Below are 22,098 nucleotides of genomic sequence, written 5' to 3'. Positions count from 1 at the left end.
GCGCCCAGCGTGGGTGTGCGCCCAGCGTGGGTGTGCGCTCAGGCGGCAACCATCGGGGATGCCCGGCGTGTCACACGCACGACTCGGCGTGTCGCGACGGAATGCCGCTGGAGCGCACGGCTCAGCGCTCCAGCGTCACCGGCCAGGCGCGCCCGGCAACCGTCTCGACCGGCCACCGGTCGTCGACGGTGATCGGCTCGATCACCGTCGCGTCGGCCGTCCCGGCCACGAGCACCGTGTCCTCGACCTTCGCGCCCGGCACCCACGGGTTCCAGGTGAAAGCCTGGCCGAAGCGCACGGCATCCGTCGTAGCGGGGGTGGCTCGCGGGTCGCGACCGTTGTAGCCGGCGGCGCCGCCCTGGTGGTGCCTCGTCCACTGATCCTCGGCGAATCCGTTGGCGGGGTAGGCATCGGCGATCGCCGACAGCACGCCATCGAGCGTCGCGCCGGGACGCGTGGCGTCGAAGGCCGCCGCCTCCACCCGAAGGATGCGCAGCCCGGCATCCTTCTCCTCCGTGGTCTCCGGTCCGAACGACACCCACCGGCTGAGGTTCGTGATGAGGCCGTCTCGGCGCGCGCAGACGACGACGAGCGCGCGGCGCCCGAGCGAGGCATCCGTCGGCAGCGGGTGCGGGAAGGAGGCCCGTGCCTCGCCGGAGACGAGGAGGACGAGCGGATCCGCGCCCGCCGCGACCAGACGTCCGGCCAGCTCGGAGGCCACCCGGCGCTCGGACCACGTCGGCTCCGCGAGCATCAGCACGTCCGTGACGACTCGTGCCGCATCCGCGCTCACCGCACGGAATCGCTCGCGCTCGCCGGGCAGAAGCACCGCACGGGCGGCGCGAAGACCGTCGTCGAGCTGCGCCTCGCGCAACGCGGTCGGCTTGCCGCCGACCTCGAGCCCCGCGTACCACGGACGCTCGCGCACGATCACGCCCGGCGGCAGCTCCTCGGCGAGCAGCCGCGCCACCTCGTTGGAGGTCGCGAAGACCTCGTCGGAGTCGTGGCTGACTCGAACACCGACGATCGGATCCGCGGCAACACTGACCCCGAACCGACCGCCGTCCAGGTACCAGGACACGGCTGCGGCGCTCGTCAGCAGCACGGACTTCGCCCCGGCCGTGTCGAGCAGCTCGAGCACCCTGGCTCGTTTGACGGCCCGATCGGAGACCCGCTGCGCCGCGGCGGACGAGTCGCTCATCGGGCCGGCTCCTCGCTGCGAGACAGCCCGTCGGCGACGGTTGCGGCCTCGCTCGGCGTGAGCAGGCCGTCGACGATCGCGGCGCGATAGCTGCGACGAAGCCCCTCGGCGGGCACGGACGTGCTGGAATCCCAGGCGATGGCTGATCCGATGCCCGGGTAGTCGGCGAGCCGCACGAACCACGGATCCGCGGCCGTCGTCTCGTCACCGCCTGCCAGTACGATCGATGCCGGCCCGTTGTGATCCGGACCGGCCGCGAAGCGCGCGGACCAGGCCAGCCATGGGGAGACGGAGCCGTTCACGGCATCCTCGCCGCTGGCATCCGCGGTGAACACGCTGACATCTGAGCAGTCGGGCAGCCGCCAGAAGAAGCCTCCGTAGCCCGCGTTCTCGCGGCCCTTGCTGCCAGGGCTGCCGAGCTCGACGGTGCCGCCGCCGGCCGGAACCAGCGTCACGTCGACGGTGAGCGCCCAGGCCCTGCGGTCGCCGAACGCGAGCGGATGCCAGTGCAGCTCACGCGTCTCGTGCAGGAGCACTTCGCCGTTCCGACCTCGCCAGGCGAGCGCGTGGCGCACGCCGTCCGGCAGTGGTGTCGTGCCGACGACCTCGATGCGGCCGCGGTCGTCGAGATCTTCGTAACCGCGGTCGCGCACGTACGTGCGGCCGCCCCAGAAGTTGACGCCGTCGGCATCCTGCACCGAGAAGGACACGCCGACGTGCCAGTCGTGGTCGGCGGGATGCGCCGCCGTGACCGTCACGCCGCCGAGCGTGCGCACCGGATGCGCGTAGGGGTGGGGGCTGGAGAACGGAATAGTGCCGGCGCCGTCGAGCTCCTCGGCCACCGTGACGCCGTCCACGACCGCCGTCGCGATGACGGAGTCCGGTCCGGGGGCAGCCCACGGAACGCCGAGCTCGGCGAACGTTGACCCGCGGGCCGAGGCCCTCTTCACGATGGCCTCGATGTCGTCGATGACGGGATACGTGTCAGATCCCTCGCCCTGCCAGGACACATACTCCGGCGCGATCTTGACAGGCTCCGGTGCGAGCCGGATCGCCTCGACGACCCGCATGAACGCGCCGGTCGACTCGAGTGGAACGATGAGCGGAACGCCGGTCGCCCGGTGGTCGATGAGATTCTCCAGCAGGTCTGCACGCTCGAAACGGGAGTCGGATCCGTCGATCGTCACCACGTCTGTCGTGTACGAGAAGTCAGCGGATGCGCGCTCGCCGTGCACGGACACCACCGCTCCGCGGTCTTCCGCCACCGGAGTGGGTGCGCACAGCGTCAGCGCACAGGTCACGGTCGGGCGACTCTTGCCGCTGATCCTGACGACGGAGGTGTCGTCGGCCTGGATGTCGTTCACGCGGTAGAGGTCCGTCTCGACCTTCTCGACGGAGTCCGCCGTGTCGTATCCGGCGATCCGCAGTGCCGTCGCGACGGCGTGCGCGAACGGATTCGTGGCCACCCCGTCGACGACCGAGTGCCCGTCGAGCGTGCGGCGGCCGGCCCAACGCGCACGTGCCCAGTAGGCCTTCGGCCGGGTCCACAGCCCGGCAGCGCCGACGGATGCGGTGGGTCCAAGCCCGAGCATGTCATCCGCGAGGGCGGCGACACCTGCAGAGCCGAGACTCTGGAATCCGATCTGCACGGCACGCCCGGTCTCGTGCGTCACTGCGATCAGGCGTTCGAACTCCGCGAGCGTCGGAACCGGCGGCTTTTCGAGCAGCACGTCCGCGCCGACCCGCATCGCAGCCTCCGCGAGGTCGGCGTGCGTGTCGAGCGGGGTCGCGACGACCACGATGTCGGCGTTGTGACGGGACAACGCCGTGTCGAGATCCGCGTACACCGGCAGGTCGCCGTCGTGGTCGCGCTGCGCCGCGACGGCCGGATCGACGAGTGCGACGATGCGCAGTCGCCCCGCTTCGTGCAGGCGCCTGGCGTTCGCCAGGTGCACGCGGCCGAAGCCGCCGACGCCTGTGATGACGACGTCGGGGATCGGATCGGACAGGGCCATGGACCATCACCTCGCTGGGATCGGATGCCGGCCCCGAGACGTGCCGCGCACCGCACTCCATCATGCCAGAAAGCGCTTTCCGATGTGGCGGGTCCCGCGCGCCGAGGCGCCATGCGCTTCGGAGTGTAGCGGCGCCCACGCGCGCAACGAGGTCGGACTCGCGTGAGGCCCACTCCCGCGCTCGAGTCACCGCCTGCCTCGCTCCCCGACAGTGCCCGTTTCTCCTCCCGACAGTGCCCGTTTCTCCTCCCGAGGGTGCCTGTTTCTCCTCCCGAGGGTGCCTGTTTCTCCTCCCGAGGGTGCCTGTTTCTCCTTCCGAGGGTGCCTGTTTCTCCTCCTGAAGGTGCCCGTTCTCCGTGCGAAGGTGCGCTTCCCGTTATCCCGAGGGTGCGCTCCCGATCCTGATGTCGAATCCGGCCGCGGGCATTCGACGTCACCACGTCACCGTTCCTTCAGCGGAGCGGATAGAAGCCGAGGAGGCACCATGTACGACACCCAGCACCGTGCGGCGTCGGCCACGGGCGGAAGACTGCGCGCCGCGCGCATCAGCGTGTTCGCGTTGTACGCCACGGCCGGGTTCCTGGTTGGCACGTGGTCGGGCATCATCCCGATCGTCGCCCGCAACACCGGCATCACGCCCGGCGTGCTCGGGCTGATCATCGTGATCAGCTCCGTCGGCATCATCGCGGGCGCACAGGTGGGCGGACGCGTGCAGCAACGCTCGGGCAGCATCGGGCTGTGTTTGTGGGGCCTCGGCCTTGCGGCGTTCGGTGCCGTTGCCGTCGGGTTCGCGGGTGACGCGGGCGTGCTGTGCTGCGCCTTCACGATCTTCGCGTTCGGCATGGGCCTCAACGACGTCGGCATGAACATGCAGGCGGTGCACGTCGAGCGGGCGTACGGCCGGCCGATCATGGCAGCCTTCCACGCGTTCTTCTCGCTGGGCGGTGCCGTCGGTGCGTTGACTATTCTCGCCACGGCGTGGGCAGGTTGGAGCGGACGCGCGCAGCTCGGCCTCGGGGCCGCCATCGCCGTTGTGGCGGTGAGTGTGTCGGCGGGGTGGCTGCTGCGGAAGACCGAGGAGCCGCCGGCGGCGCAGGATGCGCAGGCACTGGCATCCGCGTCGGCTCCCGCCGTGCACCGCTCGGCCTCTGACGCACTGCTGGACGACGGCACGACGGTCGGTCCCGCGGGATGGCCCGATCTCCGAGAGGAACCCGAGTCGCCGGCGCCGATACGTCGCTCGCGCGTGCGCATGACCCGGATCGCCTGGCTGCTCGGCATCACGGCCCTGCTGCTCATGTGCACCGAGGGCGTCGCCGTCGACTGGAGCGCGCTGCAGCTCACACAGGCGTTTCACGCGGCTGCGGGAGTGTCCGCGTTCGGATACGGCGCCTTCGCCGTCTCGATGACCGTCGGCAGGCTCCTCGTGGACCGCGTCGCGGCCGTGGTGGGCGCCGTGGCCGTGGTGCGCGCCGGATCCCTGCTGGGTGCGGTCGGTCTCGTCGTCGTGGTGATCTCGCCGTCCATCTGGCTGACGCTCGCCGGATGGGCCGCCCTCGGGCTTGGACTGTGCGGCGGCGTTCCCCAGGTCTTCACGGCGGCAGGCAACCAGCCGGATTCGGCGATCGTGCTGTCCCGTGTGCTCACCCTCGGATACGTCGGCATCTTCGGCGGCCCGGCGCTGATCGGGCTTCTCGCGCAGGCGACCTCTGTGACGTTCGCCATGCTGGCGCCGATCGCGCTGCTCATCGTCGCGGTGCTGCTCGCCGGAGCGGTACGGCGTCCGCGGCCGGCGCGGTTCCGTGCCCCCGCGCTCGACGCCGCCTGACCCCTTCGCCGAGAGTGCGCGTCCCTCCTCCCGGGAGGGGGAACACGCACCCTCGGGAGGGAGGCTGCACCCCTGCCGGCGCCGGGGCGACGCGCTACGCGGAGGCCTTGTCGGCGGTGGCCTCGTCGCCCCGCATCTCCAGGACGGCGAGCGGCCGCGTGGGGGTGGCGAACGTGAACCGCAGCCGGCGTTCGCTGACGGCCAGTCGCATCCCGCGGTACTTCACCATGTAGAAGACGCCGACGGCGGCGGCCAGGATCCCGGATGCCGCGCCCACCACGAGCGCCCACCGCGGCCCGAACGCGTCGGCGACCCAGCCGACGATCGGGGCGCCGATCGGTGTGCCGCCCATGAAGATCGCCATGTAGATGGCCATGACGCGGCCGCGCACTGCCGGATCCGTAGACAGCTGCACGACGCCGTTGGCCGTGGTGTTGAACGTCTGGGATGCGACCCCGACCACCGCGAGCATCGCGCCGAAGAACCAGTAGCCGGGCGCTGCCGCTGCGGCGAGGCATCCGATTCCGAAGATGATCCCGGCCACCGCGAGCAGCGACCCGCGGGGCTTCTCACGCCGTGCCGCCAGCAGCGCGCCGAGCACGGAGCCGACGGCCATGACCGACGACAGGATGCCGTACTCACCTGCCCCCTTGTGGAAGACCGTGCTCGCCATGCTCGCCACGAAGATGGGGAAGTTCAGCCCGAACGTGCCGACGAGGAACACCATGAGGAAGATGGCCAGCAGATCCGGACGCCCGCGCACGTAGCGGAAGCCCTCGATGAGGTTGCCACGCGCCCGTCCGGCGCGTTTCGTCGCGTGCAGCTGATCGCGACGCATGAGGTTCAGCGAAGCGAGGACCGCGGCGAAGCTCGCCGCGTTGATGAGGAAGACCCATCCGGCTCCGACGGCAGCCGTGAGCAGTCCGGCGACTGCTGGTCCGATGAGGCGTGCCGCGTTGAAAGACGCCGAGTTCAGCGCGACCGCGTTGCCGAGCAGCTTGCCGCCGACGAGGTCGCCGACGAACGTCTGCCTGGCGGGGGAGTCGAAGGCCGCGACCACGCCCAACAGCAGCGCGAAGAGGTACACCTCCCAGAGGGTGACGATCCCCGTGACCGTGAGGATGCCGAGCCCGAGCCCCAGCAGCCCCATGGCAGCCTGCGTGGCCATCATGAGCTTGCGTCTGTCGAAGCGGTCAGCGACCCATCCGGTCACGGGCAGCAGCACCAGCTGCGGACCGAACTGCAGCGCCATCACGACACCCACCGCGAGCGCGTCGTTGTGGGTGAGCTGGGTCAGCACGATCCAGTCCTGGGCGGTGCGCTGCATCCAGGTTCCAACGTTGGAGACGAGCGCTCCCGCGAACCAGATGCGGTAGTTCAGCGACGAGAGCGATCGGAACATCGCCCTCACGAGTCGGCCAGCTCTCGGATCACGTCTGCGGCCTCCACCAGGAGGGCCCTGGTCTCCGCCGGCAGCTTCGCCAGGCGTCGGTCGAGCCAGGCGTCGCGGCGGCGGCGGGTCTCGTTCACGAGGTCGCGGCCGGCGTCCGTGGGCACGAACAGCACCTTGCGCTTGTCATCCTCTGCGGCCTGTCGCACCACGTATCCGGCGGCCTCGAGGTGGTTCACCGTGCGGTTCATCGACGGCGGCGTCACGCGCTCGTAGCGGCTCAGCTCGCCCAGCGTCTTCGGCCCTTCCCGGTACACGAGCGCCAGCACGCTGTACTGGCCGTCGCTGAGGTCACCGCCCCTCTTCTCCGTGCGGATGCGCTTGGTCAGTCGTGCGACGGCGATGCGCAGGTTCGTGGAGAGCTCGTGGTTCGTCACCCGCTTCGGCTGCCCGTGCGCGGCCCTGCCGTCGGCAGCGACGGTGGCGGGTCTCGACGGAACGGTGGCACCGGACACGACGGGCTTCCTCGTCGCCTTCGACTGCGTGGCATCCGCACGTGCCGATGTCGCTGCTGAGGGAGTCGAGGATGCCATGACCTTTAGCATAACAAATTAGCCTTGCTAAGTAATCCACGAGTACGTCGACCGAGATCCGGATCCGGATGCGACATGGAGAGATCGGTCTTCGGCGGCATCCGGGAGCATCCGTGAGTATCCGGGATGACGATGCGTCGGCGTACTGATGACAGAATCGGCTCGTGCCGAGCTTCGACGACGAACAGGGCGTGACCGTCACCTACTACGTGTGGAAGGTGGAGCATCCGCGTGCCGTGATCGAGCTCGTGCACGGGATCGGCGAATACGCCAGGCGCTACGAGCTGCTGATCGGTGTGCTGAATGAATCCGGATACTCCGTCTACGCCGCCGATCAGCGCGGCCACGGCCAGACCGGTCTCGACCAGTGGAACGGCGACGTCTCCAAGCTGGGACGGCTGGGACCGGGCGGACTGCGCGCGGCGGTCGAGGACATCCGCGTGCTGGGTCGCCTGATCCGCGACGAGAACCCCGGCGTGCCCCTCGTGCTCCTCGGCCACAGCATGGGCTCGCTCACGGCGCAGATGCTCGTGAATCATCACGCCGACGACTTCGACGCGCTCGTGCTGACCGGCACCGCGTACCGCACTCCGCTGCAGATGGAAGCGGGCGACCTCAACAAGCACCACAAGCATCTCGGCACGACGGGTCACGAGTGGCTCAGCCGGGATCCGCGGGTGGCGGCCGATTTCGCGGCGGATCCGCTGACGTTCGACGCGAAGGTGCTGAAGCTCTTCGGCGTGCTCGACGGGCTGCGGCTGTACGGCCGGCCGGCGCGGGGCATCCGCGACCTGCCGCTGCTGGTCATGATCGGCGAGGAGGATCCGCTGGGCGGTCCGAAGAGCGTGCGGATGCTCGTTCGGGCCTTTCGGCGCCGCTCCGGCTTCACCGACACCACGCTGCAGATCTATCCGGGCGCCAGGCACGAGGTGTTCAACGAGACCAACCGTGACGAGGTGATGCGCGACCTCGTGCGCTGGCTCGACGCGAGGTTCCCGGCGCTGGTGTGATGCTGTCGCCCGAACGAGGGCCAGCATCCGTCTTGACACGCGCGTGTTCGCCGCCGAGACTACAGAGAGCGCTCTCTTGATCATCGATCTCGGGAACGCCATCCACTCCGATCGGCTGCGAAGCCATCCGGATACGGCGGATGCCGAGGGCATGGCTCGGCATCCGCCTCTTTCGTTCCCGCGGGCCGCACCTCATCCGGTCCACGTCCGGGCCGCCGCCGTGCGGTGCGGAATCTCGTTCCGATGACGGCAATGGCGGATGGCGCGCCCTGCGGGCAGCGTTTCTGTCATGGAGACGGCAGATCGGCATCCGGTTGGACTCCGGTCGTCGCCCCGAGGTGTTCGGCCCCACGGGCGCGGCGCCGCGACCGCCTGAATAGGCTTGGGCCATGCACGGTGAGTACAAGGTTCCCGGCGGCAAGCTCGTGGTGGTCGACTTCGACGTGGTGGACGGTGCGATCGCCGACTTCCACCTTTCCGGTGACTTCTTCCTCGAGCCGGATTCCGCCCTCGAAGAGATCGATGCAGCGGTGACCGGTCTCTCGTCTGAGGCGGACTCGGGGGCGATCGCCGACGTGATCCGCCGGACTCTGCCGTCGGACGCCGCACTCCTCGGATTCTCGCCGGAAGCGGTCGCGGTCGCCGTTCGACGTTCCCTCTCGAATGCCACAACGTGGCGCGACTACGACTGGACGATCATCCACGCCAAGGCGGTCCCGCCCCGGATGCACCTCGCCCTCGACGAGGCGCTCAGCAACTCGCTGGCGGCGGGCCACCGTGGTCCGACGCTGCGCATCTGGGAGTGGGATGAATCGGCCGTCGTCATCGGCAGCTTCCAGTCCGTCAAGAACGAGGTCGACCCCGTCGGCGCCGAGCGGTACGGATTCGACGTTGTACGCCGTATCACCGGCGGCGGCGCCATGATGATGGAAAAGGGCAACGTCGTCACGTATTCGTTGTACGTGCCGGCCGATCTGGTCTCCGGCATGAGCTTCGCCGACAGCTATGCCTACCTCGACGACTGGGCGCTCGTGGCACTGCGATCCCTCGGCGTGGACGCCACGTACAAGCCGCTCAACGACATCGCCAGCCCGCAGGGGAAGATCGGCGGCGCCGCCCAGAAGCGCTTCAAGAACGGCGCCGTGCTGCACCACGTGACCATGAGCTACGACATGGACGGCCAGAAGATGACCGAGGTGCTGCGGATCGGACGCGAGAAGATCAGCGACAAGGGCATCACATCCGCCGCCAAACGGGTCGACCCGCTGAAGGCGCAGAGCGGGCTCAGCCGTGCCGAGATCATCGATCGCATGAAGCAGACCTTCACCGAGCTGTACGGTGCGAAGCCCGGCGACGTCAGCGACGCGGAATACGCGGATGCGGAACGTCTCGTCGCCGAGAAGTTCGCGACCGACGAGTGGCTCTACCGGGTGCCGTGAGCCGCGGATTCCTGCCGCCGCGAGCCTCTGGCTGTTGTCGAGCCACCCGGTTGTTGTCGAGCGACCCGGTTGTTGTCGAGCGACCCGGTTTTTCACGCGAATTCGATGCTGGCTCGGCAAGGACGGGGTGGCTCGCGGAGTCATGGGCACATGGTCGGGGAGTGGACCGACTGGTACATCGGGTACCGTAGGATACCCGCGTGGGCTGGTGGGTTCTCGTCGGTGTGGTCGTCGTGTGCATCGTGCTCTGGGTCGCGAACCACCTCGGCTGGATCGATCTGAGCGACAAGAGCCGCAAGGCGTCCAAGGACGGCACGTCCCGCGGCAGCGGCATGCTGATGATCGGCGACGAGGTGTTCGCTCCCGCGAAGTACGAGGCGCAGCTCGAGGTCGACAAGCAGGCTCGCCTGCCGATTCCGGCGCCCATTCCAGGCGACGGCGACAAGGGGATCTTCGGCGACGGCCCCGTGCGCATCCGCCTCGATGCCGACGGGCGCCCGCTGCCGTAGAAGTCGATCCGCAAGGAGCACGCCGAGCCGAACAGGCATGGTCGCGCGGCATGCGCTCGCGGGATGATGGCGGGATGGATGCCGTCGAAGCGCTGGACGAGATCGCCTTCCTACTGGAGCAAGACCTCGCGCCGCGCTTCAGGGTGCAGGCGTTCAGGCGCGCAGCCGCCGCCCTCGACGGCCTCTCGACCGAGGAGCTGCGCGAGCGGATCGCCGACGGACGTCTGGCTCGCACCAAAGGCATCGGCGATCGCATGCTCGAGGTGATCACCCAGGCTGTCGCCGGGGAGACCCCGACGTACCTGACCGGGCTGCGCGAGTCCCGCGGTGCCGCGCCGCAGTCCAAGCTCGCGGCGTTGCTGCGTGGCGACCTGCATGCGCATTCGGAGTGGTCCGACGGCACAGTGACGATCGAGGCGATGGCGGATGCCGCGGCATCACTTGGCCACGAGTACCAGGCCATCACCGACCACTCGCCGCATCTCACCGTGGCGAACGGACTGAGCGTCGAGCGGCTGGGGCAGCAGCTGGAGCGCATCAGGGAGTGGAACGATGCCGCGACCGGCGAGCTCACGTTGCTGGCGGGCATCGAGGTGGACATCCTCGAGGACGGCACGCTGGACCAGACCCGCGAGCTGCTGACCCGGCTCGACGTGGTGGTGGCGAGCGTGCACTCGAAGCTGCGCGCGGACTCCGCGACCATGACGAAGCGGATGCTGTCGGCAATCTCCGACCCGGCGACCAACGTGCTCGGACACTGCACGGGCCAACTGGTGCAGGGCTCGCGCGGCACGCGCCCGCCGTCCGACTTCGACGCCGACAGCGTCTTCGCCGCGTGCGCCCGCGAAGGTGTTGCCGTCGAGATCAACTCGAGGCCGGAGCGTCAGGATCCGCCGGACGAGCTCATCGCCATCGCCCTTGACGCGGGATGCCTGTTCAGCATTGACAGCGACGCTCACGCCCCAGGGCATCTCGGTTTCGTCTCCCTCGGCGTAGCGCGCGCGGAGGCCGCTGGCGTGCCTGCCGACCGGATCGTCACCACCTGGCCGCAGTCGCGTCTGCGAGACTGGCTCGCGTCGCGGCGATGAGGCTTCCGGAGTCGCTGGAACATTCTCGATCAGCGCTGCAGGTCCTGGTACTCGGGGTGCCGCTGCAGCCACGACCTCACGTAAGGGCACAGCACAACGACGCGCAGCCCTGAGGCCCGCACATCGTCCAGCGCCGACTGCACGAGCTGCGAGGCGAGTCCTTCACCTTGGTGGCCCTCGTCGACCTCGGTGTGGGTGAACACGATGTGGTCCTCGAACCGGTTGTAGTAAGCGGCACCGACGATTGCGCCGTCGGTCTCGATCACGTAGCGGCTGGCATCCGGATCGTCGCGTACCTGTGTGCTCATAGCGCCACCTTAGGCACGGGCGTCGATGGCACCCCGTCGTCTACGCCGGTCGGGGCCGAAATCGTCGCGGAGGTGCACGGCGTCGCACCGCCTGGCGTGACACCCGGGGTCGCGTTCCTGTCATTTGTATGATGACCTGCGAAGGCATAGGATGACTGTACACCAGCCAAGCAGGTGTGGAGACGAGGACGTGACAGTGAACGGCGGCGTGCAGCATCCGAACACCGAGTCCGGCCGGCAATCGGGCGTGAACGCACTGGCGACCGGTGACGCCGTGACCCGGATCCGGGTCTCCGCGATCACACTGCCGTTGGCCACGGCCATCAGCGACGCGAAGGTGCTCACCGGTCGGCAGCGTCCGATGACCGAGGTCGCGATGCTGTTCGTCGAGCTCCGCACGCGCGACGGCGCCGAAGGCATCGGCTTCAGCTATTCGAAGCGTGCCGGCGGCCCGGCTCAGTACGCCCATCTCACCGAGATCGCCCACGAGCTTCTCGGCGAGGATCCGAGCGACATCGGTCGCGTCTACGACAAGCTGCTCTGGGCAGGGGCGTCCGTCGGGCGATCAGGCGTGGCCACGCAGGCCATCGCCGCCGTGGACATCGCGCTGTGGGACCTCAAGGCGAAGCGCGCTGGTCTTCCCCTGGCCAAGCTGCTGGGTTCGTATCGCGACTCCGTGCGCGCATACAACACGTCGGGCGGATTCCTGCACGCCTCGATCGACGAGGTCATCGACAATGCGGCCGCGTCGATCGCCGCCGGGATCGGCGGCATCAAGATCAAGGTCGGGCATCCGGACTCAGCGGTGGATCTCCGCCGCGTCGAGGCCGTGCGACGCTCCATCGGCGACACTGTACCGCTCATGGTCGACGCCAATCAGCAGTGGGACCGCACCACTGCACTGCGCATGGGCCGTGCGCTCGACGAGTTCGACCTGACCTGGATCGAAGAGCCGCTCGACGCCTACGACATCGCAGGGCACGCGCGTCTCACCGCATCCCTGGACACACCCATCGCGAGCGGCGAGATGCTGGCGAGCGTGGCCGAGCACGAGCGGTTCATCGAAGCGGATGCCGTGAGCATCCTCCAACCGGACGCCCCGCGCATCGGAGGCATCACGCCCTTCCTCCGCCTGGCGACGTTCGCACACCATCGCGAGATCGCACTTGCGCCGCACTTCGCGATGCAGATCCATCTGCATCTGGCGGCGGCGTATCCGACGGAGACCTGGGTCGAGCACTTCGACTGGCTCGATCCGCTGTTCGACGAACGGCTCGAGACCCGTGACGGGCGGATGCTCGTCCCGGCTCGTCCCGGTCTCGGCATCACGCTCTCCGAACAGGCCAGACGCTGGACGACCGGCACATTCGAGCTCGACGCGAGCGACGCATGACGCCGCGTGGGGCGGCCGAAGCGGGATCCGGTGTGCCACCGAGATCCGGCTCCTCTTCCGGTTCGGGTGGCGGGGATCCGCGCTCGAGGCGCACGGCGCGGAGTTCGGGTAACAAGACCCCAGGTTCGGACGACAAGACCCCGGGTCCGGACGACAAAACCCCGGGTCCTGCGGGGAAAGCGTCGAGTTCTGAAGGCAAAGCGCAGAAGACGCCCGAGACGTCGAAGTCGCGCGCCGGTGTGAAGTCGGGTGCGGACGCACCGGGCGTGTCGCGGTCCGGCATCGGCCCCGTCGACTTCGCGATGGTCGATCCCATCGATCGCTCCGCGCCCGAGGGACTCGCGCAGCAACTCGTCCGCCGTCTCACCGAGAGCATCCGCTCTGGGGAGCTTCGCGCGGGAGAACGGCTGCCGACCGAGACTGAGCTGGTACGCATCCATGCCGTGAGCCGCACGGTTGTTCGGGAGGCGATGTCGCGGCTGAACGCGCAGGGTCTCGTGGAGACGCAACAGGGTCGCGGTTCGTTCGTGCTCGCCGTGCCGAGCGCAGTGCCGTTCGCGGTCGACGCGTCCGGAGCGCGCACCGTCGAGGATTTCCTCGAACTCCTCGACTTCCGACTCGGGTTCGAGACCGAGGCTGCCGCGCTCGCCGCGCGGCGAGCGGATGCCCGAAGAACAGCGGGAGTCAGAGACGCGTTCGCGAGGTTCGCCGACGAGGTCGATTCGCCAGGGGCATCCGTCGCGGCAGACTTCGACTTCCATCGCAGCGTGGCGCTCGCGTCGCACAATCGATACTTCGTGCAGCTTCTCGATTCACTCGGTCGCGCTGCCATCGCGGCGCCGCGCGAACGTCTGTCGATGTCCACGGATTCAGAGCCGCTCTGGCATCTCCACCTGGTTGCGGTCGAGCACGAGAACATCTACCGAGCCATCGCCAGGCGGAACCCGGACGACGCCCGCGCCGCCATGCGGGTGCACCTGGCCAACTCGCAGGAGCGGCTGACGGGACTTTCGGATGTCACGACTTCGTGATCCATGCGCTCCGGCCGGTTCGCGCTGCGGGGTCCGCAACTGCTGGTCCTTATCGCCTTGTCCGCCGCAGGAAGGCTCACGTAGGGGCCGACCGACACCACCGCTGGGCCACCACCCCACATCGGGCGGAAGCAGCCAGCCGGGGAACTCACTCTTGCACCGACCTGCTGCAAACGAGGGATGCCGCGGGACGGCAGAATTGACGCATGCCCGAACCTTGGACGCCCGCGTCGCCCGACACGGTATTCGAGGCCGACAACATGACGGTGCTGCCGTCGCTTCCGGATTCCGCCTTCACAGTCATCTACCTGGATCCGCCGTTCAACACCGGACGTCGCCAGGAGCGTCGCACGGTGACGGCGGTGCGCAGCGAGGCTGCCGGATCCGTGGCCGGGTTCCAGGGGCGCTCGTATCAACGCATCCGCGGGGATCTGTTGCGCTACGACGACCGTTTCGACGACTACTGGGAGTTCCTCGAACCGCGGATCGTCGAGGCCTGGCGCCTGCTCGCCGACGACGGCACACTCTATCTGCACCTCGACTACCGGGAAGCGCACTACGCGAAGGTGCTGCTGGACGCGTTGTTCGGTCGCGAGTCGTTCCTCAACGAGATCATCTGGGCATACGACTACGGCGCGAAATCACGTCGAAAGTGGCCCGCGAAGCACGACACGATCCTCGTGTACGTGAAGAACCCGAAGAACTACGTGTTCGACTCGGATGCCGTCGACCGCGAGCCCTATATGGCGCCCGGTCTCGTCACGGCCGAGAAGGCATCCCGCGGGAAACGCCCGACGGATGTGTGGTGGCACACCATCGTCACGACCACCGGTCGCGAGAAGACCGGATACCCCACCCAGAAGCCCGAAGGGGTGGTGCGACGCATCGTGCAGGCGTCCTCGCGCCCCGGTGACTGGGTGCTGGACTTCTTCGCGGGCAGCGGCACCACGGGAGCCGTGGCGGCGGCGCTCGAGCGCCGCTTCGTCCTTGTCGACAGCAACCCGGACGCCATCGCCGTGATGCGCACGCGCTTCGCCCGTCTCCCCGACGTCACCTTCCGCTGACCGATCGCCCGCGCACCTTCCTCTGCCCCCGAGAGTGCCCACATTTCCTCTCGAGAGTGCACAATTCTCCTCTCGAGAGTGCACAATTCTCCTCTCGAGAGTGCACAATTCTCCTCGCGAGAGTGCCCGTATCTCCTCGCGAGAGTGCCCGTATCTCCTCGCGAGAGTGCCCGTATCTCCTCGCCAGGGGGCACGACTTCGCCCGAGGATGCACGACCTTGCCCGTGACGGTGCACGACTTCGACCGCGAAAGTGCAACTCCGCCTCCGCGTGACTGTGGTCGCGAGGTGCCCGCACCCGCGTACTTGCCGAGCGCAGCTTCTCGCGCTTGGTTTCCCCGGGGGCGTGGCAGGGCTCGCGCGACCCGGTTCCGCGCCGACCGAACGCAGATCTGCCTCGTGCCGGCCGAACGCGACTCAGCCCTACGTCGACCGAACGCAGCTCTGCCTCGCGCCGTCCGAACGCGACTCTGCCCCGCGCCGTCCGAACGCGACTCTGCCTCGCGCCGTCCGAACGCGACTCTGCCTCGCGCCATCCGAACGCGACTCTGCCTCGCGCCGTCCGAACGCGACTCAGCCCCGCGCCATCCGAACGCGACTCAGCGGCCAGTTCAGGAGTGCCGCTGCGAGCACGATGAGTGCCGCGATCGCGGGCGCGTATGCGCTCGTCGTGGCAGAAGTGGCCGATGCCACGGCCCCCACGATCCCGGACGCCGCGGCCTGCCCCACCACGATGCCTGATCCGAGCATGGTCATGACGGTCGCGGAGCGTCCGGCCGGGCTGCGCAACGCCGCGAGGCTGTACAGCGTGACGAGCGTCGGGCCGACACCGATCCCCGCAACGAAGAGTGCGGCGATGACGGTACCGAGCGTCGCGCTCAGCGCGGCGAAGAGCGCAGCGCCGACGACGAGGACGATGGCGAACGTCAGCCAGCGCGCGCGAAGCGTGAACCTCGCGGGGAACAGCGCCACCCCGAGCGCGAAGGCGGCGGATCCCACACCCATGGCGCCGTACACGAGTCCCGACTGGTCGGCACTGCCGAGCACCCCCATGACGGCGGTGAGCGACGTCAACATCGCCCCGAAGAAGAGCCCCACGGCCGTGGCACCGACGACCAGCACAAGCAGGTGGGGACGCAGCAGAGTGCTCACGGGCTCACGGTGCGGCACCGCAGACTCGTGGGCGGCGAGCCTGCTCGTCGGATGCACCGCGAATGCCGTCACGAACACGAACTCCAGCAGGGCTGCACCGATCACCGCGGATTGAGGTCCGATCGTCGTCGCCAGGGCGCCGACGAGCACCGGCCCGAAGACGAACGTCACTTCATCGGCAGCCGACTCATACGAGAAGACGGAGTTGAGGATGCTCGCGCGGCGGGCCGACGGCATCCGGGTCGAGATGATGCCGACGAGCCGACTGCGCGACAGAGGGGAGACCTGCGGGGCGGTGGCACCGACCAGGACCGCGATCAGGAGGACGACCGGATCGGGCGAGACGGATGCGCACCAGGTGATGAGCAGCAGTGTGAGGCCATTGGCGATCCCGGCGACGAGCATGACCCGTCGTTGGCCGAAGCGGTCCGCGGCGGCTCCGATCAGCGGGCCGACCGCCGCGGTGCCGAGGCCGACGCACGCGGACACGAGCCCGCCGAGCGCAAGTGAGTCTCGCACGGTGACGATCAACGTGAGGACTCCGACGACGATCATCGCGTACGGGAATCGGGCGATGAACGCGATCGTGAAGTACGCCCTGCCCGTCGCGGCCAGCAACAGGGAGACGGTCGAAGGCTCGCCGGGCTTTCTCATCGCGGCGATCAGCCTACGCTGCGACCGGCCACGGACAGGTGCCGGCCGTCCGACGGCCGTGACCGCGATCTCGCAGACCAGGCGAACGGTCGTCAGGATCAGTTTCGGCCACCTTCCAAGTTCACGATCGCTCGTCCCTCCGCACCGCAGCTCTCGGGAGCAGCGTCGCTCCCGTGCGGGTGCCGGAGTGGACGTCAGGTCCCAGGAAGCACCAGCCCTGTCGAGAGAAGGGACGAGCACCTTCGAGAGGAGGAACGGGCACTCTCGCGGGGAGGGACGGGCACTCTCGCGGGGAGGGACGGGCACTCTCGGGGGGAGGAACGGGCACTCGCGGGGTGAGGGACGGGCACTCTCGGGGGGAGGAACGGGCACTCTCGGGGGGGAGGGACGGGCACTCTCGCGGGGAGGAACGGGCACCCTCGGGGGGAGGAAGGGGCACTCTCGGGGGGAGGAACGGGCACTCTCGGGGGGAGGAACGGGCACTCTCGGGGAGGAGGAGGCGGGGGCGCTGGTCAGCTGGAGCCGCGGACGATCAGGCGCGTTTCGAGGATGGTGGCGTGCTCGACGGGCTTGCCCTCGATCATGGCGACGAGCTTGTCGGCCATGGCCGCTCCGAGCTCGCTGCTCGACTGGTGCATCGTCGTGATCGCGGGGGAGGCCGCCGAGCCCAGCGCATCGTCGTCGTATCCGACGACGGCGATGTCATCGGGGATGCTCAGCCCGGACTCCGCGATCGCGGTGTACGCACCGAGCGCCATCTGGTCGTTGGCCGCGAACACCGCGTCGATCGGCGTGCGCCGGGCAAGAAGTCGCCGCATCGCCATCGCGCCGGAAGCCGGCGAGAAGTCTCCCCACTCGATGAGCGAGGTGTCGAGCCCGGCCTCTGTCATCGCACGACGCCAGCCCAGCTCGCGGTCGAATCCCGCGGGCATGTCGGCGGGGCCGGCGATGGTCGCGATGTGCCGGCGTCCGCGTTCGATGAGGTGGCGGGTGGCGATCAGGGATCCCTCGATGTTGTCCACGTCGACGTAGTAGCTGTCGTTGTCGTCGTCGTGCAGCGGACGTCCGCCGAACACCACGGGCACGGTGCGTCCGAGCCGCGCGTACGAGTGGTCACCCGAGTGGTGCGACACCACGAGCGCGCCGTCGACGTTGCCGCCGGTGAGGTAGCGGCGGGTCTTGTCCGGATTCGCTTCCGACGCCACGACGATGCCGAGCGTGTAATCCGTGTTGGTCAGATGCATCGCGACGCCCTGGATGATCGCTGCGAAGAACGGATCGGTGAACACGCGCGACGTCGACTCGGGGATGACGAGAGCGATCGAATCCGTGCGGCGGCTGGCCAGCGACCGCGCAGCGCGATTCGGCACGTAGTTCAACTCCGCGATGGCCACGTTGACCGCGTCGATGAGCTCCGGTTTGACCTTGGGGGATCCGTTGACGACGCGCGACACCGTCGCTCGAGAGACGCCCGCTCGTGCCGCCACCATCTCCAGCGTCGGCGCCTGTGCCGCTGCTTTCACGCTCATGTCATCCTTTCCCCGCCTGCGAACCTATCGCGATTCCGGCTTCCTGGCGACTCGGAGCGGCAGATCGTGAACGCGCTCTCATCCCCGAGATGACGCCGATCGCGCTTTCCCGGCGAGCAACGGCGGAACCACGTGACACACCGCTCGAAGAGCGCAACGGGGAGAGACGCGGATGCCGCGGGCCAAGCAGGCTCGCGGCATCCGTCGATCGCAGGGTTGGGGTGCGGCTACGGCGTTGCGACCTCCCCGGGGTGCGCCGTGTGTCGTCCGTGGCCCTTGGCTGCAGACGTCGTGGAGTCGACGTGAGCGGTCGTCCCCGTCGTCGGATCCTGTGCTGCGGATGCCACGGCGTGACGTCCGTGCTCAGCCGGCAGGCCCGTGCCGTTCGGGATCAGGTCGGCGTCCGGCTCGAGATCCGGGAGTGTCAGGGATCCGGTCTCCTCCGCGGCCTCGACCGCCCTGATCGCCTCGTCGTCCGCAGCCTCCTGCAGTGCGGACTTCGCACGCAGCGGCGGCGTCTTGAAGAAGAGGCTGAGCACGAACGCGAGAAGCACGACGAACATCGCGACCCAGTAGACCGTCACGGCGGACGCGTTGAAGCCCACGAGGAACGGCTTGGCGAGCCGCGGGTCCGCATTCTTCAGGAACGAGGTGTCGTTGATGTCGTTGCTGCTCACCTTGGATGAGCCGCCGGATTTCTCCAGCTGCTTCTGAATGGTCGGCACCAGGGTGTCGACGAACTCGTTGCGCTCGCTGGCGTTCGAGAAGTCGAGCGTGACAGTGCCGTCCGATGACACGCGCGCGACGGGGACCGCCTTCTGGATGGCCGGAGTGACCTGTGCGAGGGCGGCCTTCTCGCCCGCCGCGGCACCCGCCGTCGCGGCGGCAGCCTCCGCGGCGGCCGCTTCGTCCTGCGGGATCTGGCCGGCGTCGACCTTCGCCTGCACCTGCGCGACGGCCGCGTCCTTGCCCTGCGCGGCGCCCTGTGCCTTCGCCTGGTCGACCTTCGTCTGGAGGCCCTTCTGGGTCTCGGCGGTCGCGTTCTTCACGATCGGTGTGTAGATCGTGTTCATGATCCCCTTGTTCTCGGGCGCAGTGGCGACCGCGGGGTCGAACGCGGCGTCCAGCGCGGCCGTCAGGGTGGCCTTGTCGCTCAACGAGCTCTGGATGTTGGCAGGCATCACGGTGAACAGCAGGGAGATGAGCACAGCGGTGCCCAGGGTTCCGCCGATCTGCCGGAAGAATGTGGATGCGCTGGTCGCGACGCCCATGTCCCTCAGCCCGACCGAGTTCTGGCTCGCGATCGTCAGTGTCTGCATCAGCTGGCCGAGGCCGAGACCGATGAGCAGCATGGCGCCCGCGATGAACCAGTACGACTTGTCGTACGTGAGGAACGTGAGCCAGAAGAATCCGCCGGAGAGGAGCAGCGTTCCGATGATCGGGAACTGCCGGTAGCGGCCCGTGCGGGCGATGATCTGTCCGGAAGCGATCGACGCGATCATCAGGCCGAGGATCATCGGCAGAAGCTGCAGGCCGCTCTCCGTCGGCGACGCCCCCAGCACCAGCTGCAGGTACAACGGCAGGGTCAGCATGGCGCCGAACATGCCGAATCCGACGAGCACGCCGATGATGGTCGCCATCGAGAACGTGGACGACCGGAAGAGCTTCAGCGGGATGAGCGCGTCATCCTTCATCAGCATCTCGACGATGATGAACCCGATGATGCCGATCGCGCCGACCACGTAGCAGGCGATCGAACCGGCGCTCGCCCAGCCCCAGTCGCGACCCTGTTCCGCGACGAGCAGTAGCGGCACCAGCGCGACGATGACGCCCGTCGCACCCCACCAGTCGATGCGCACTGAGTCGCGCGGATGATGCGGCACGTGCAGGAACGCCATCACGATGATCAGCGCGATGATGCCGATCGGCACGTTGATGAGGAACACCCAGCGCCATCCGGCGATCCAGAGGATCTGGTTCGCGCCAGCGAAGAGCCCTCCGATCAGCGGGCCTGCGACGCTCGAAATGCCGAAGACGGCGAGGAAGTAGCCCTGGTATTTCGCTCTCTCGCGCGGGGCGAGGATGTCGCCCATGATGGCCAGCGGCATCGACATCAGACCACCGGCGCCGAGACCCTGGATGGCGCGGAACGCCGCCAGCTCGATCATCGACGTCGAGAACGACGACAGGATCGAGCCGATCACGAAGATGACGATCGCGATGATGAACAGCGGTCGTCTGCCGAAGATGTCGGAGAGCTTGCCGTAGATGGGCGTCGCGATCGTCGACACGATCAGGTAGGCCGTGGTCACCCAGGCCTGCTGGCTGAGTCCGTGCAGATCGTCGCCGATCGTGCGGATGGCCGTTCCGACGACGGTCTGATCGAGTGCGGAGAGGAACATGCCCGCCATCAGGCCGAAGATCACGAACAGGATCTGCCTGTGCGACATGATCGGGGCTCTGGATGCGGACTGCTCCGACGCGGGCGTTGCGGCTTCTGACATGGTCCCCGGACTTCTGCTCGACGAGCCGAGCGTTCTGCGATGTGAGGAGGGGTGCGAGAGCGAAGACAAGCCGAACGACCGTATCCGCCGTCGTTGGCTCGATGCTGAGATTTTTGCGGTGACTGCAACGTTACGCCCGGGTGCGGCGTACGTCGAACGTCCCGGGCATCCGTTCGGCGCCGTTCGCCGGGGGCGAACTCACTGCTCGTCTGAGCGTCGCGGATGTTCGGGTCGTCGTCACACACGCACATTCGTCTGATCACCCACGCGCGACCGACAGCGTCGATCCGTTGCGCCGCCCGCGCGCGCGATCTACAGCACCGATCCATCGCGGATTGCCAGGCGGGGCTTAGGCAAGGCGCGTACCGTCTTGCAGGTCATGTCTGAGCCCCGCCACGACTTCAGCCATCCGTCCGACGAATTCGACGTCTCCCTCGGAGCCGTCGCTGGAACCCCCGCGCCGCAGAGGCGCCAGGGCGCGGCGCGCCTGGGTCGCGGCGGCGAGGTGAACCGCAGGGCGGTCCTCGGAGGGTTCGTCGCGGCATCCGCTCTGCTTCTCGCAGGATGCACGTCGACCGTCGTCGGCGCAGCGCAGCGCAGCGCCGTGCCCAAGGCATCCGCCACGGTGAAGCCCGCTGTCTCGACCATCGCTCCCGCGCAGACGTCGGTGCTCGGCCAGCAGGTGACGATCCACGGTGTCGGCCTCCAGGGCGTGGAGCAGGTCACGTTCGGCGACACGACGGTCGCGGTCAGCTCCGCCAGCGCGGACAAGGTCGTCGCCATAGCGCCGGCTGCGGCGAACTACCAGCCGGGATCGGTGGCGGTGAGCCTGCTCGGTCGCGGCGGATCCGTGCTGGCGACCAAGCCGAACGCGCTGCAGTACACCTCGGCGGGTGGTGTCGCGGCACAGATGCAGTACGCCCTTCAGCACTGGAACTCGTACAACACCGCGGAGTACGGCGACCTGAACCCGGATGGCGGCGACTGCGCCAACTTCGTGAGCCAGACGCTGATCGCGCGCGGCTGGACCATGAACGACGACTGGTACAACCACGACGCGGCGTCGTCATGGAGCCCGGCATGGGGATACGTGCCCGCGATGGACCAGTACTTCTCCGACAACGCGTCGAGCCTGGGCCTGGAGAAGCTGGACTTCGCCAGCCAGGCCGACCGCGCCAAGGTGGCGCTCGGCGACGTGGCCATCTTCTTCTGGGGCGACGACACCTCGCCCGACCACACCCAGGTCGTCGACAAGATCGAGGTGGTGGACGGCCAGTACAAGATCTCCATGGCCAGCCACAACGACGACTACGACTACCGGGACCTCGACACCACCATCACGACGCAGCACCCCGGCTCGACCGGCCACTTCTGGCACCTCACGCGGTAGC

General features: G+C 68.4%; 17 protein-coding genes. 9 read left to right on the top strand and 8 right to left on the bottom strand.

Annotated features, from left to right (window positions below; all coding sequences use genetic code 11):
• Window positions 1–121: 121 nt before the first annotated feature.
• Window positions 122–1,201 carry a M24 family metallopeptidase gene (locus tag ACX9R5_RS01840; protein ID WP_459407308.1) on the bottom strand — a complete coding sequence of 360 codons (1,080 nt, stop codon included), beginning with the start codon at window positions 1,199–1,201 and terminating at the stop codon, window positions 122–124.
• On the bottom strand, window positions 1,198–3,216 hold the full coding sequence (locus tag ACX9R5_RS01835) for a DUF6807 family protein (RefSeq protein ID WP_459407307.1): 2,019 nt from the start codon (window positions 3,214–3,216) through the stop codon (window positions 1,198–1,200). The genes ACX9R5_RS01840 and ACX9R5_RS01835 overlap by 4 nt, the downstream gene beginning before the upstream one ends.
• 484 nt (window positions 3,217–3,700) lie before the next feature.
• Here ACX9R5_RS01835 and ACX9R5_RS01830 point away from each other — a divergent pair, with 484 nt between their 5' ends.
• Complete coding sequence (locus ACX9R5_RS01830; RefSeq protein ID WP_459407306.1) at window positions 3,701–5,044, top strand: MFS transporter; 1,344 nt, start codon at window positions 3,701–3,703, stop codon at window positions 5,042–5,044.
• 94 nt (window positions 5,045–5,138) lie between these two features.
• Here ACX9R5_RS01830 and ACX9R5_RS01825 read toward each other — a convergent pair whose 3' ends face one another.
• Complete coding sequence (locus ACX9R5_RS01825; protein ID WP_459407305.1) at window positions 5,139–6,446, bottom strand: MFS transporter; 1,308 nt, start codon at window positions 6,444–6,446, stop codon at window positions 5,139–5,141.
• Between the two features lie 5 nt (window positions 6,447–6,451).
• Entirely contained in the window at window positions 6,452–7,027 is a 576-nt protein-coding gene (locus ACX9R5_RS01820; protein WP_459407304.1) for a MarR family winged helix-turn-helix transcriptional regulator, read from the bottom strand.
• Window positions 7,028–7,191: 164 nt separating this feature from the next.
• Here ACX9R5_RS01820 and ACX9R5_RS01815 point away from each other — a divergent pair, with 164 nt between their 5' ends.
• The 4 genes from ACX9R5_RS01815 to ACX9R5_RS01800 all read left to right on the top strand — a co-directional run bounded on the left by ACX9R5_RS01815 (window position 7,192) and on the right by ACX9R5_RS01800 (window position 11,073).
• On the top strand, window positions 7,192–8,037 hold the full coding sequence (locus ACX9R5_RS01815; protein WP_459407303.1) for an alpha/beta fold hydrolase: 846 nt from the start codon (window positions 7,192–7,194) through the stop codon (window positions 8,035–8,037).
• 389 nt (window positions 8,038–8,426) lie between these two features.
• A complete protein-coding gene (locus ACX9R5_RS01810; protein WP_459407302.1) occupies window positions 8,427–9,476 on the top strand; it encodes a lipoate--protein ligase family protein in 1,050 nt (349 codons plus the stop codon).
• A 200-nt stretch (window positions 9,477–9,676) separates the two neighbouring features.
• The gene (locus ACX9R5_RS01805) at window positions 9,677–9,985 is read left to right on the top strand and encodes a hypothetical protein (RefSeq protein ID WP_459407301.1); all 309 of its coding nucleotides are present in this window, start codon (window positions 9,677–9,679) and stop codon (window positions 9,983–9,985) included.
• Between the two features lie 74 nt (window positions 9,986–10,059).
• Window positions 10,060–11,073, top strand: coding sequence for a PHP domain-containing protein (locus ACX9R5_RS01800; RefSeq protein ID WP_459407300.1), 1,014 nt, complete (start codon window positions 10,060–10,062; stop codon window positions 11,071–11,073).
• A 29-nt stretch (window positions 11,074–11,102) separates the two neighbouring features.
• Here ACX9R5_RS01800 and ACX9R5_RS01795 read toward each other — a convergent pair whose 3' ends face one another.
• Entirely contained in the window at window positions 11,103–11,381 is a 279-nt protein-coding gene (locus tag ACX9R5_RS01795) for a GNAT family N-acetyltransferase (protein ID WP_459407299.1), read from the bottom strand.
• A 256-nt stretch (window positions 11,382–11,637) separates the two neighbouring features.
• On the opposite strand from ACX9R5_RS01795, the gene ACX9R5_RS01790 reads away from it, so the two are divergent.
• The 3 genes from ACX9R5_RS01790 (at window position 11,638) to ACX9R5_RS01780 (ending at window position 14,869) form a co-directional block, all read left to right on the top strand.
• Window positions 11,638–12,774 (top strand): L-talarate/galactarate dehydratase, encoded by a 1,137-nt coding sequence (locus ACX9R5_RS01790; protein ID WP_459409008.1) that lies wholly within the window; start codon window positions 11,638–11,640, stop codon window positions 12,772–12,774.
• Between the two features lie 302 nt (window positions 12,775–13,076).
• Window positions 13,077–13,805, top strand: coding sequence for a FadR/GntR family transcriptional regulator (locus ACX9R5_RS01785; protein ID WP_459407298.1), 729 nt, complete (start codon window positions 13,077–13,079; stop codon window positions 13,803–13,805).
• Between the two features lie 206 nt (window positions 13,806–14,011).
• Window positions 14,012–14,869 (top strand): DNA-methyltransferase, encoded by an 858-nt coding sequence (locus ACX9R5_RS01780; RefSeq protein WP_459407297.1) that lies wholly within the window; start codon window positions 14,012–14,014, stop codon window positions 14,867–14,869.
• Between the two features lie 572 nt (window positions 14,870–15,441).
• On the opposite strand, the gene ACX9R5_RS01775 is transcribed toward ACX9R5_RS01780, so the two are convergent.
• The 3 genes from ACX9R5_RS01775 to ACX9R5_RS01765 form a co-directional block, all read right to left on the bottom strand.
• On the bottom strand, window positions 15,442–16,674 hold the full coding sequence (locus ACX9R5_RS01775; protein ID WP_459407296.1) for an MFS transporter: 1,233 nt from the start codon (window positions 16,672–16,674) through the stop codon (window positions 15,442–15,444).
• A gap of 512 nt (window positions 16,675–17,186) precedes the next feature.
• The gene (locus ACX9R5_RS01770; RefSeq protein ID WP_459407295.1) at window positions 17,187–18,203 is read right to left on the bottom strand and encodes a LacI family DNA-binding transcriptional regulator; all 1,017 of its coding nucleotides are present in this window, start codon (window positions 18,201–18,203) and stop codon (window positions 17,187–17,189) included.
• A 227-nt stretch (window positions 18,204–18,430) separates the two neighbouring features.
• A complete protein-coding gene (locus tag ACX9R5_RS01765; RefSeq protein ID WP_459407294.1) occupies window positions 18,431–20,707 on the bottom strand; it encodes an MDR family MFS transporter in 2,277 nt (758 codons plus the stop codon).
• 379 nt (window positions 20,708–21,086) lie between these two features.
• Between ACX9R5_RS01765 and ACX9R5_RS01760 the strand changes: the two genes are divergently transcribed.
• A complete protein-coding gene (locus ACX9R5_RS01760; protein WP_459407293.1) occupies window positions 21,087–22,097 on the top strand; it encodes an amidase domain-containing protein in 1,011 nt (336 codons plus the stop codon).
• Window position 22,098 lies beyond the last annotated feature (1 nt).

This window comes from Rathayibacter sp. CAU 1779 (genome assembly GCF_054551755.1).
The sequence above is the reverse complement of the archived record's forward strand: the minus strand, read 5'-3'. Positions and strand labels throughout refer to the sequence as shown.

Coding starts and splice junctions, on each gene's coding strand:
- ACX9R5_RS01765 (WP_459407294.1), bottom strand. CDS start 20,707: ATGTCAGAAGCCGCAACGCCCGCGTCGGAGCAGTCCGCATCCAGAGCC.
- ACX9R5_RS01840 (WP_459407308.1), bottom strand. CDS start 1,201: ATGAGCGACTCGTCCGCCGCGGCGCAGCGGGTCTCCGATCGGGCCGTC.
- ACX9R5_RS01835 (WP_459407307.1), bottom strand. CDS start 3,216: ATGGCCCTGTCCGATCCGATCCCCGACGTCGTCATCACAGGCGTCGGC.
- ACX9R5_RS01810 (WP_459407302.1), top strand. CDS start 8,427: ATGCACGGTGAGTACAAGGTTCCCGGCGGCAAGCTCGTGGTGGTCGAC.
- ACX9R5_RS01800 (WP_459407300.1), top strand. CDS start 10,060: ATGGATGCCGTCGAAGCGCTGGACGAGATCGCCTTCCTACTGGAGCAA.
- ACX9R5_RS01830 (WP_459407306.1), top strand. CDS start 3,701: ATGTACGACACCCAGCACCGTGCGGCGTCGGCCACGGGCGGAAGACTG.
- ACX9R5_RS01820 (WP_459407304.1), bottom strand. CDS start 7,027: ATGGCATCCTCGACTCCCTCAGCAGCGACATCGGCACGTGCGGATGCC.
- ACX9R5_RS01785 (WP_459407298.1), top strand. CDS start 13,077: ATGGTCGATCCCATCGATCGCTCCGCGCCCGAGGGACTCGCGCAGCAA.
- ACX9R5_RS01795 (WP_459407299.1), bottom strand. CDS start 11,381: ATGAGCACACAGGTACGCGACGATCCGGATGCCAGCCGCTACGTGATC.
- ACX9R5_RS01775 (WP_459407296.1), bottom strand. CDS start 16,674: ATGAGAAAGCCCGGCGAGCCTTCGACCGTCTCCCTGTTGCTGGCCGCG.
- ACX9R5_RS01780 (WP_459407297.1), top strand. CDS start 14,012: ATGCCCGAACCTTGGACGCCCGCGTCGCCCGACACGGTATTCGAGGCC.
- ACX9R5_RS01770 (WP_459407295.1), bottom strand. CDS start 18,203: ATGAGCGTGAAAGCAGCGGCACAGGCGCCGACGCTGGAGATGGTGGCG.
- ACX9R5_RS01825 (WP_459407305.1), bottom strand. CDS start 6,446: ATGTTCCGATCGCTCTCGTCGCTGAACTACCGCATCTGGTTCGCGGGA.
- ACX9R5_RS01760 (WP_459407293.1), top strand. CDS start 21,087: ATGTCTGAGCCCCGCCACGACTTCAGCCATCCGTCCGACGAATTCGAC.